This window comes from Agathobaculum sp. LCP25S3_E8 (genome assembly GCF_052117165.1).
Lineage (GTDB): Bacteria > Bacillota > Clostridia > Oscillospirales > Butyricicoccaceae > Agathobaculum.
This window is the reverse complement of sequence record NZ_JBQKJR010000084.1, coordinates 1-8982: the sequence shown is the minus strand read 5'-3', so window position 1 is coordinate 8982 and position 8982 is coordinate 1. Positions and strand designations below refer to the sequence as shown.

Here is an 8982-nt window from a genome sequence, read left to right as displayed (position 1 = left end):
TGCCGCAGTTTTCCTGCGTTCCGCTACGCTCCACTTCGGAAAACTGCGCTGTATTACCATGCTTTTCAGATTTTGGGTGTTTCCAGACTGCACATTTCTTGACATTTCCATACCTATCTTGCAGATAGAGGGAAACGGCGTGCTTAATGGGTCGTTTTGCGGCAAATAAGGATGGGGGGGACAATTTTATGGATTGGTGTAGTTACTTCGACCGGTTTGCGTTTTTTGCGTTCCGTCATCTGCTGTACAAGTAGCTCCATTGCTTCGGTCGCAAGGAGCTTGGTTTGTTGGGCGACAGTGCTGATGGAGATGACTGCTTCGGCGGAAATGGGCGAACCGTCAAAGCCTACAATTTGATAGGTGTCCGGCAGGGAGCCAAACCGTTGTATCAAAAGATTCAGCAGAATATTTGCATGGGTGTCGTTGGGCATGAATATACCTTTGCGTTCATGGGGGTATTTTTCTTCCAACTGGTCGATAACCTGGGAGATTTGTGTCCGGTTTTCTTCAAAAGTGTTGCCCAAATCGGTCAATATCAATTCATGGCGCAGGTTGTGCTCCTGACAAATGTCGCAAAATCCTTGAATACGCCCATATGCCGGGACATCCTCCGGAAGATTGCCATTGACATGGATTAACACATCGCAGTTGCTTTTGCGAAGCAGGCTGGTGGCTTGGATACCGCCCATATAATTATCCGTATTGACACTGCACACATGCGCATCTTCACGTTCGATGGTGACGATGGGCACACCGAAATCAGCCAGTTCTGCGGAAGGGATGGTGGGGCTTAAAATAATCATTCCCTCGATATTGTAGGCTAACAGTTCGCGGATATACTGTTCTTCAATATCCTTTCTGTCATGGCCGGCAAATACAAGGAATTTATATCCAAATTGTTCGTACGTGTTCAGAATGCAGTTTAACATTTCCGAGTAGTAATGCATATAGAGGTTGGGGATAATCAGTCCTACAAATTCGGTCTGTCCGTTTGCTAGAATCCGGGCAACTTTGTTTTCGCGGTAGTCCAATGCGATGAGCGCATCGGCAATTTTCTGTTGGTTTTCCAGTGTCAAGGAATCGGGGTTATTGAAATACCGCGAGATGGTTGTTTTGGAAAAATTCGTATATGCTGCAATGTCAGAAAATGTGACTTTTTTGCGTTTCATGGTGATTCCCCCAGCATCAGTGGTTTCAATGGTAGTATATCAGAATATAAAACGGCTTTCAACCACGAGGGATTTAGACGGAAATTGGCCATATCCAATATAGACAAATCCCATATGAAAAAAATGTAGGAGTTTACAAAAATCGGCTGGGCGCTGTATTTATCATTGACGTACTTTGCAGAAAAGTGATATTATCCAATTAAAGTAATCGGTAACTTTACCGGTTATGCATTCGGTATTTTTGCACAGAAGGGAGCGGTGGACATGAAAAAGAGATTGCTGGGTATTACAGCTCTGCTTGCAGTGAGCTGTTGCCTGGCTGGATGCCAGAAGCAAGACCCGTTACCAGGTGAACTGGAAGGGTTTGACTCAGGGGAACAGTATTTGTCTATCTGGGTACATTCCATCGAGGACACCGAAGAAGGTCAGGTATACCGGGATGCGGTAGACCGTTTTAATCAGGCGTTTGATGGAAAGTATTTCGCTGATATTGAATTTGTGCCACGCAACGACAGTGGCGGCGGTTATTCGGATAAAATCAACGCATCAGTGATGTCCGGAATGCTGCCCGATGTTCTGACCGTAGACGGCCCCAATATTGCTGCATATGCAGCCAACGGCATCATCCAGCCGCTGGCCGAGCTAACCGATGAGGAGCGCAGTACATATCTGGAATCCATTCTGGAACAAGGCACCTATGATGGTCAGCTGTATGCGCTGGGCGTGATGGAATCCAGCGTGGGCCTGTACTATAACAAAGATATTCTGGCGCAGGCTGGCATTGAAGTCCCCACAGCGGATAATCCGTGGACATGGAGTGAGTTCATGGATATTTTGGAAGAACTCAAACCAATGATGGAAGAACTGGGCGGCTATCCGCTGGATATGACATTCCCGGTGGGAGAAACGAGCATCTATTACTATGCGCCGTTTGTGTGGTCAAACGGGGGAGATATGGTGAGCGAGGACGGCATGACCGTGGACGGCATTTTCAATTCGCCGGAAAATGTGGAGACGATGCAGCTGTTCCGGTCGATTGTGCAGAATGGCTATATGTCTCAGGCGCCGATTGATAAATTGTTTGAAAGCGGGCGGGCAGCTTTCAAGTTTGACGGTGCGTGGGAAGTGAATACCGTTTACACCAGCTACCCCGATCTCAATATTGGCGTTGCGCCCTATATCGTCAGCGATGATTGGGACGGTGGGCGTTATACACCGACCGGTTCCTGGGCGTTTGCCGCGTCTACCGATGCGGAAGATATTGAGGCTGCAACCGAGCTGGTCAAGTACATGAGCGGCGTGGAGAGTGGCGTACAGATGTGGGAGCAAACCAAGAGCTTCCCCTCTACCTATCAGGCATTTGAGCAGATTGATGTGTTCCGCACGGATGAGAATTACCGCGCACTGTATGAGCAACTCAGCCAGTATGGACACCCGCGCCCCAAGACCCCTGTTTATCCGCAGGTGAGCACCTCTTTCCAGCAGGCGCTTGAAAGCATCGCCCTGAGCGGCAAGGATGCACAAACCGAACTGGATAAAGCTGTAGAAAGGATTGACGCTAAGCTGGAGCGTTATACAAGAGCATCATGAAACAGAAAAACGCAATCATGGGCATGGCATTTTTCGGACCGGCGCTGATACTGCTGACCCTGTTCCTATTTCTGCCATTGCTGCTGACATTGGGGTTCAGCTTTACCGATTATTTTGCACTGAATCCCGACCTGACCCATTTTGTCGGCTTAGAAAACTACTTTGAGATTTTTAAGGACGAACTGTTTGTAGCAGCTTTCTTCAACACGGTCAAATTTGTCATCATTATCGTGCCGCTGCAATGCGGGGGCGCGCTGCTGCTGGCGCTGGCAATCAATAAAGCAGCCCACTGCAAGAAATACTTCAAAGTTGCTTTCTTTATCCCGGTTGTCATGTCTCTGGCGGTGGTATCCACCCTCTGGATACAGATTTACAGCCCGGAAGGTATTTTAAATACGCTGCTTTCCAATTTCGGCATTGATGCGCAGGCATTTATTTACAGTTCCAATCAGGCGCTGCCATCCATCGCCACTATGAGTGTATGGCAGGGCGTTGGCTACCAGATGATTATTTTCTTGGGCGGACTTCAAAATATCAACCCTGCCCTGTATGAAGCGGCTGAGATGGACCACGCAACCCAATGGCAGAAATTCCGCGATATCACGTTGCCGGAGCTGAAACCTTTGTGTGTATTTGTGTTTATCACGGTGACAATCGGTGCGTTCCGTATGCTGGTGCAGCCGATGGTTATGACCGGCGGCGGTCCCGACCACTCCACCTACACGATTGTATATGACATTTACGAAACCGGTACGGTGAACTGGGAGATGGGCCTGGCCTCTACCATGGCGATTGTATTTACCATCTTCGTGGTTGTGCTGACCATTATCCAAAATGTGCTGACCAAGGATAAGGAGGAACGTCATGTTAACAAAAAAACAACGAGGCCTTAACTGGCTGCTTGTTGCCTTCCTGCTGATTCTGAGTGTATTCTTTCTGTTTCCGGTCATCTGGATGCTTGCCAACTCCTTCAAGCCGGATGCGGCAATCACGGCGGATATGAACTCGGTGGCAGCGTTTATCCCGCCGGTCCCGGGCGGCGGCTTTCTGGACAATTATATCTCCATCCTGACCGATACCAAATTTGTGCGGTATATGGCAAATACGCTTTTCTACGCAGCTATTCTGATTGTACTGGGGATTATTGTGAACGGTCTGGCAGGGTATGCGCTGGCCAAAATCAACTTCCCGTTCCGCGACCAGTGGCTGCTGGTCATTCTGATGCTGTTGATTGTGCCGACCGAAACGGTTATCACCATCCATTTCCTGTTTATCGCAAAGCTGGGGCTGCTGGATACCGTGGTAGGCTATATCCTGCCGATGATTGTAAATCCATTCAATATTTTCTTATTCCGGCAGGTGTTTGTCAGCTTACCGGATGATGTGTACGAGGCGGCACAGCTCGACTACTGCGGCCCGGTCAAGTATTTCTTTACCATGGTGCTGCCCATGTCCAAAACGGTCGTGGCAACCGTCAGCGTCTTTACCTTCCTCGGTGTATGGAATGATTACCTCTGGCCCTCGCTTGTGTTCACATCAAGCGATTTGCTTACCGCGCAGATTGGATTAAACTCCATCACCGCAAATGAAAATACGACAATGGGGCAGACGCTTGCCGTTATTACACTGATCACCATCCCGGTTATTATCATCTATGCATTGTTCTCCAAACAAATTGTTGCCGGTGTTATGTCCACGGGTTCGAAAGAGGGATAACTGATTATGAGTTTCATTGAATTTAAAGGTATTTGCAAACGGTATCCGGGCTCAGATAAAAATACGGTTGATAATTTCAATCTGGAGATTGAGCCGAAAGAGTTTATCGCACTGGTCGGGCCTTCCGGGTGCGGAAAATCAACCACATTGCGTATGATTGCCGGATTTGAAGAGATTACGGGCGGAGACCTGTACATTGATGGCAAGCGGGTCAATGAGGTTGCCCCCAAGGACCGCGGCATCTCCATGGTATTTCAAAACTATGCCCTGTATCCGCACATGACGGTGGAAAAAAATATTGGGTACGGCTTGAAAAATATGAAGATGCCTGCCGATGAGATTCAAAAGAAGGTAGACTGGGCGATTGATATTCTTGGTCTGGAGCCGTACCGCATGCGCAAGCCGAAAAATTTATCGGGTGGTCAGCGGCAGCGCGTTGCGCTGGGACGCGCGATTGTAAAAAACTCCCGTGTTTTTCTGATGGATGAACCGCTTTCCAATCTTGACGCAAAATTGCGCGTCAGTATGCGTACGGAAATCAGCAAACTGCACCGCGAACTCGGCGCGACAACCATTTACGTCACGCATGACCAAATAGAAGCCATGACCATGGCAGACCGGATTGTCATTATGAAAGACGGTATTGTGCAGCAGGTCGGCAAGCCTTTGGAACTATATGAGCATCCGGTGAATCAGTTTGTGGCCGGTTTCATCGGCTCCCCGCAGATGAACTTCTTTGCCGTCACCCTGAAGGGGACGCAGGTCACGTTTGCCGATGGCAATACCATCACGCTTCCGGACAGCATTGCACAGAAACTGGCAGATAAGCAAGGGGAAATGACCTTGGGCATCCGGGGAGAAGATATCAAAATGGACAGCCAAAACCTGGACTTGCAACGAAATCAGATTCAGCGTGCGGTCATCAATAACACAGAGGTTATGGGAAATGAGAACAACCTCTATTTTGAGTTTGGCGGCAGCCAGACGGTAGCGCGGGTATCGAAATACGAAATCAGCCAGCTGGGTGACGAAATCGAATTTGTATTCATGCCATCCAAACTGCATTTCTTTGACAAGCAGACGGGTGAAAGTTATCTCTAACCCAACCCTATCATTTCACAGAGCGGAGGAAACAAATTTTGCATCAAATTCATTTAAAAGCGCCGAATAACTGGATAAATGACCCAAACGGTTTTATCTATTATAAAGGACAGTATCATCTGTTTTATCAGTATTTTCCCTATGCGCCCCAGTGGGGAACCATGCACTGGGGCCATGCGGTAAGCGATGACCTGGTGAACTGGGAGCACTGCGGCATTGCACTGTATCCTACCAAATGGGCTGACCGCAATGGCTGTTTTTCGGGCAGCGCTGTGGAGCTGGATGGTAAAATGTATGTATTTTATACGGGTGTGCGCTATCTGGAGGTGGACCCGGAAAATATCCATAAGCCGTTCAATGAACAGTTTGAGCCAACTCAAATGATGATTACATCGGAAGATGGCTTCCATTTTGACAACTGGAACGGGAAGCGCGCTATTATCCCACCGATTGAAAATATTGCAATCGGTAACCGGATTCACACGCGGGACCCGAAGGTATGGCGGGGAAAAAATGGCTGGTATCTGATTTTGGGAAGCAGTCTGGAATGCAAGCAGGGGCAGGTCTTGCTGTACCGCAGCAGCGACCTGACACATTGGGAATATGCAGGGAAAGCGATGAGTGAGGCGCTGCCCGGATGGGGCTGGGAATGCCCGGATTACTTTGAAGTCGATGGTGCAGGCATGCTGCTGTTTTCCGCAATGGGCATCGAAGAACCGGACGGGAAGCCGCAGAGTCATTCGCTTTGCTGCACCGCTTCGTTTGATGAGGAAAGCTGCCGGATGTCGTTTGCCGACCAGTACCAACTGGTGGACTACGGCAAGGACTTATATGCCCCGCAGACCACAACCGACGCACAAGGCCGCCGTGTGATGGTGGCATGGCTGCGCATGCCGCATCCCACAGAGGAAGGATGGATTGGCATGTTTACCGCGCCGCGTGTGGTGGAATACAAGGATGGACACATTTATTTCCGCCTGCACCCATCCATCCGGCAGGCATTGCAAAAACCGATTGACTGCGCGGGTCAGGCAGATTCCGGCATCTATTGCATACGGACTGCGTTGCATGACGGGGAAGAACTGAACATAGGCGGTTATCGCATTTACCGTGCCGATGGCAGGTTATATGCTGACCGCAGTGCGCTGGGGGAGCATAGCGAAGGGCACCAGATGGTATCCCAGACACCGCCGGTGCAGGATGGGTATGAAATAGAAGTTATTGTGGATAAAAATGTAGTTGAAATATTTGCTAATGACGGCGAATACGTCATTACCCATGTGGTATATGAACTTGAGCCGCAGGTAACGGCAAGTAAAGGCGTCGAATTGCAGATGTACACAACCGATTCAATGGAGGGATAAAAATGCTTATTACGAAGGTACGGCTGGATTCTATCGACAAAGTAAAACAATTTGTGAATCTGGTTTCCTGTCTGGATTGCGATTTGGACTTGGTTTCGGGCAGATATATTGTGGATGCCAAATCGATTATGGGTATTTTCAGCATAGACTTATCACAGCCGATTGAACTGCGCATCCATGACGGCTCAGAGGAACCGCAACAGGTGGTAGAAATGCTGAAAGATTACATCGTTGCAGACTAATGACAGCAGATACAAAAAACGGAGGTGCTTATAACGTGAAACCGGTAGATGTAGTTGCGCTTGGCGAATTGCTGATTGACTTCACCGAGAACGGCAGCAGTACCCAGGGCAATCCGCTGCTGGAAGCGAATCCGGGCGGTGCGCCCTGCAACGTGCTTGCCATGCTCAACCGTTTGGGGAGAAAAACCGCGTTTATCGGCAAGGTCGGATGTGATACGTTTGGCAAACAGCTGCGGCAGGCTGTGGAAGACAGTGGCACAGATACAACCAATCTGGTGGAGGATAAAAACGTACACACCACGTTGGCGTTTGTACATACTTTGCCCGATGGTGACCGGAGTTTCAGTTTTTATCGCAATCCCGGTGCGGATATGATGCTGCGAAAAGACGAGGTTATGCCGGATGTCGTAACCGCGGGGCGGATTTTCCACTTTGGTACGTTGTCCTGTACCCATGCGGGGGTGCGAGAAGCGACGCGGTATGCCGTGCATCTGGCGAAAGAGCACGGTATGCTGCTGTCTTTTGACCCCAATCTGCGCGAGCCGCTGTGGGATGCTCTGGAAGACGCACGTCGTGAAATGATATATGGGCTGGAACACTGCGATATTCTGAAAATTTCCGATAATGAGCTGACCTTTATAACCGGGGAGACCGACCTTCAAAAGGGTGCCGAACAGCTACGGCAGCAGTATGATATTCCTCTGGTACTGGTCACGTTGGGGGCCAATGGCAGTCGGGCCTATTATAAAGATATCGTAGTCGAAGAACCGGCTTTTCTACAGCAGAAAACGATTGAGACTACCGGGGCAGGGGATACGTTTACCGGATGTATGTTGCACTTTGTTTTGCAATATGGCATGGAGCATCTGACCGAGGAGATTCTGCACGATATGCTGCGGTTTGCCAATGCGGGGGCATCGCTGATTACAACCCGAAAAGGGGCGCTGAAAGTGATGCCGACAAAACAGGAAATTGAAATGCTGCTTCTGGACAGCCATTGTCCTGAGGTTGCAGTACCTTGATGGCAGTGGCCGAAATGGGCAGCGTTTTGCAGCATTAAAAACTCATAGTGAATTGTAAAATTGAATGAAACACCTTTCTATACCCTTCTCTTAACCGAGGAGGGTTGTTTTTTGTTCGCTTTTGGATTTAGCATTTGACATTGCCAACGTCGACAAGAAAAACACCTTTGATATGGAACGGTACATGAAACGCAGACCGACCATTGTAAAGCCGGATGAGCCTTTCGCTCTGCATGATTGGATAGACACTAGCCTGATATTCCGTGACAGGGAGAGAAATTTGATGGAGAAGTTTGCAATAACATGGTAGAATTACAAGAATAATAGAGCTCAAATTGCTGTTTTCTGAAAATGTTAAAATGCGTTGCTTGTGGCAACGGGCACTTCTGCCTACAATGAGGGTAACAATAGAAAAGGAGGCTATGCCTAATGCTCAACGAAAATATTAAAGCCATCAGAAAATCAAAAGGACTTTCGCAACAAGAGCTTGCTGTCAAGCTGAATGTCGTGCGACAAACCGTTTCTAAATGGGAGCAAGGAGTTTCCCATAGTTAAAGATACCACACCAAACATAACAACACCACGCTTATACGGGACTTAGCACACCCCAAAAGAACATACAGAAATCCCCCATAAGCAACAAGGTTTGCTTTATGGGGGATTTCTTGAGGCCATCCCAAACTTTGTGTAAACCTCCGATGTGGTGTAGAATAGGAGCACCACATTGGAGGATTTTTATAATGGCTAGAAAGAATCGTACCCCAGAAGAAAACGCACG

8 protein-coding genes and 1 pseudogene are annotated in these 8982 nt (G+C 48.6%); 8 read left to right on the top strand and 1 reads right to left on the bottom strand.

The features are described from left to right. Positions 1–143 precede the first annotated feature (143 nt). Positions 144–1169, bottom strand: coding sequence for a LacI family DNA-binding transcriptional regulator (locus ACTQ34_RS16735; protein ID WP_441364764.1), 1026 nt, complete (start codon positions 1167–1169; stop codon positions 144–146). A 264-nt stretch (positions 1170–1433) separates the two neighbouring features. Between ACTQ34_RS16735 and ACTQ34_RS16730 the strand changes: the two genes are divergently transcribed. From ACTQ34_RS16730 to ACTQ34_RS16695, 8 genes and pseudogenes are all read left to right on the top strand, one after another. Continuing rightward, positions 1434–2759, top strand: coding sequence for an ABC transporter substrate-binding protein (locus ACTQ34_RS16730; RefSeq protein ID WP_441364763.1), 1326 nt, complete (start codon positions 1434–1436; stop codon positions 2757–2759). Next, positions 2756–3652, top strand: coding sequence for a carbohydrate ABC transporter permease (locus ACTQ34_RS16725; protein ID WP_441364762.1), 897 nt, complete (start codon positions 2756–2758; stop codon positions 3650–3652). The genes ACTQ34_RS16730 and ACTQ34_RS16725 overlap by 4 nt, the downstream gene beginning before the upstream one ends. Continuing rightward, complete coding sequence (locus ACTQ34_RS16720; RefSeq protein WP_441364761.1) at positions 3624–4475, top strand: carbohydrate ABC transporter permease; 852 nt, start codon at positions 3624–3626, stop codon at positions 4473–4475. The genes ACTQ34_RS16725 and ACTQ34_RS16720 overlap by 29 nt, the downstream gene beginning before the upstream one ends. Before the next feature lie 6 nt (positions 4476–4481). Next, a complete protein-coding gene (locus tag ACTQ34_RS16715; protein WP_441364760.1) occupies positions 4482–5576 on the top strand; it encodes an ABC transporter ATP-binding protein in 1095 nt (364 codons plus the stop codon). 38 nt (positions 5577–5614) lie between these two features. After that, positions 5615–6940, top strand: coding sequence for a glycoside hydrolase family 32 protein (locus tag ACTQ34_RS16710; protein ID WP_441364759.1), 1326 nt, complete (start codon positions 5615–5617; stop codon positions 6938–6940). Between the two features lie 2 nt (positions 6941–6942). Next, positions 6943–7182: an HPr family phosphocarrier protein gene (locus tag ACTQ34_RS16705; RefSeq protein WP_441364758.1), complete on the top strand. Its 240-nt coding sequence runs from the start codon at positions 6943–6945 to the stop codon at positions 7180–7182. A 35-nt stretch (positions 7183–7217) separates the two neighbouring features. Further along, the gene (locus ACTQ34_RS16700; RefSeq protein WP_441364757.1) at positions 7218–8204 is read left to right on the top strand and encodes a carbohydrate kinase family protein; all 987 of its coding nucleotides are present in this window, start codon (positions 7218–7220) and stop codon (positions 8202–8204) included. A 426-nt stretch (positions 8205–8630) separates the two neighbouring features. Next, positions 8631–8750: pseudogene (locus ACTQ34_RS16695) on the top strand (helix-turn-helix transcriptional regulator); the annotation flags it as partial. Positions 8751–8982 lie beyond the last annotated feature (232 nt).

Excerpts from the sequence above, each read along its gene's own strand:
- ACTQ34_RS16730 (WP_441364763.1), top strand. The coding sequence starts at position 1,434 with ATGAAAAAGAGATTGCTGGGTATTACAGCTCTGCTTGCAGTGAGCTGT.
- ACTQ34_RS16715 (WP_441364760.1), top strand. The coding sequence starts at position 4,482 with ATGAGTTTCATTGAATTTAAAGGTATTTGCAAACGGTATCCGGGCTCA.
- ACTQ34_RS16725 (WP_441364762.1), top strand. The coding sequence starts at position 2,756 with ATGAAACAGAAAAACGCAATCATGGGCATGGCATTTTTCGGACCGGCG.
- ACTQ34_RS16705 (WP_441364758.1), top strand. The coding sequence starts at position 6,943 with ATGCTTATTACGAAGGTACGGCTGGATTCTATCGACAAAGTAAAACAA.
- ACTQ34_RS16720 (WP_441364761.1), top strand. The coding sequence starts at position 3,624 with ATGTTAACAAAAAAACAACGAGGCCTTAACTGGCTGCTTGTTGCCTTC.
- ACTQ34_RS16735 (WP_441364764.1), bottom strand. The coding sequence starts at position 1,169 with ATGAAACGCAAAAAAGTCACATTTTCTGACATTGCAGCATATACGAAT.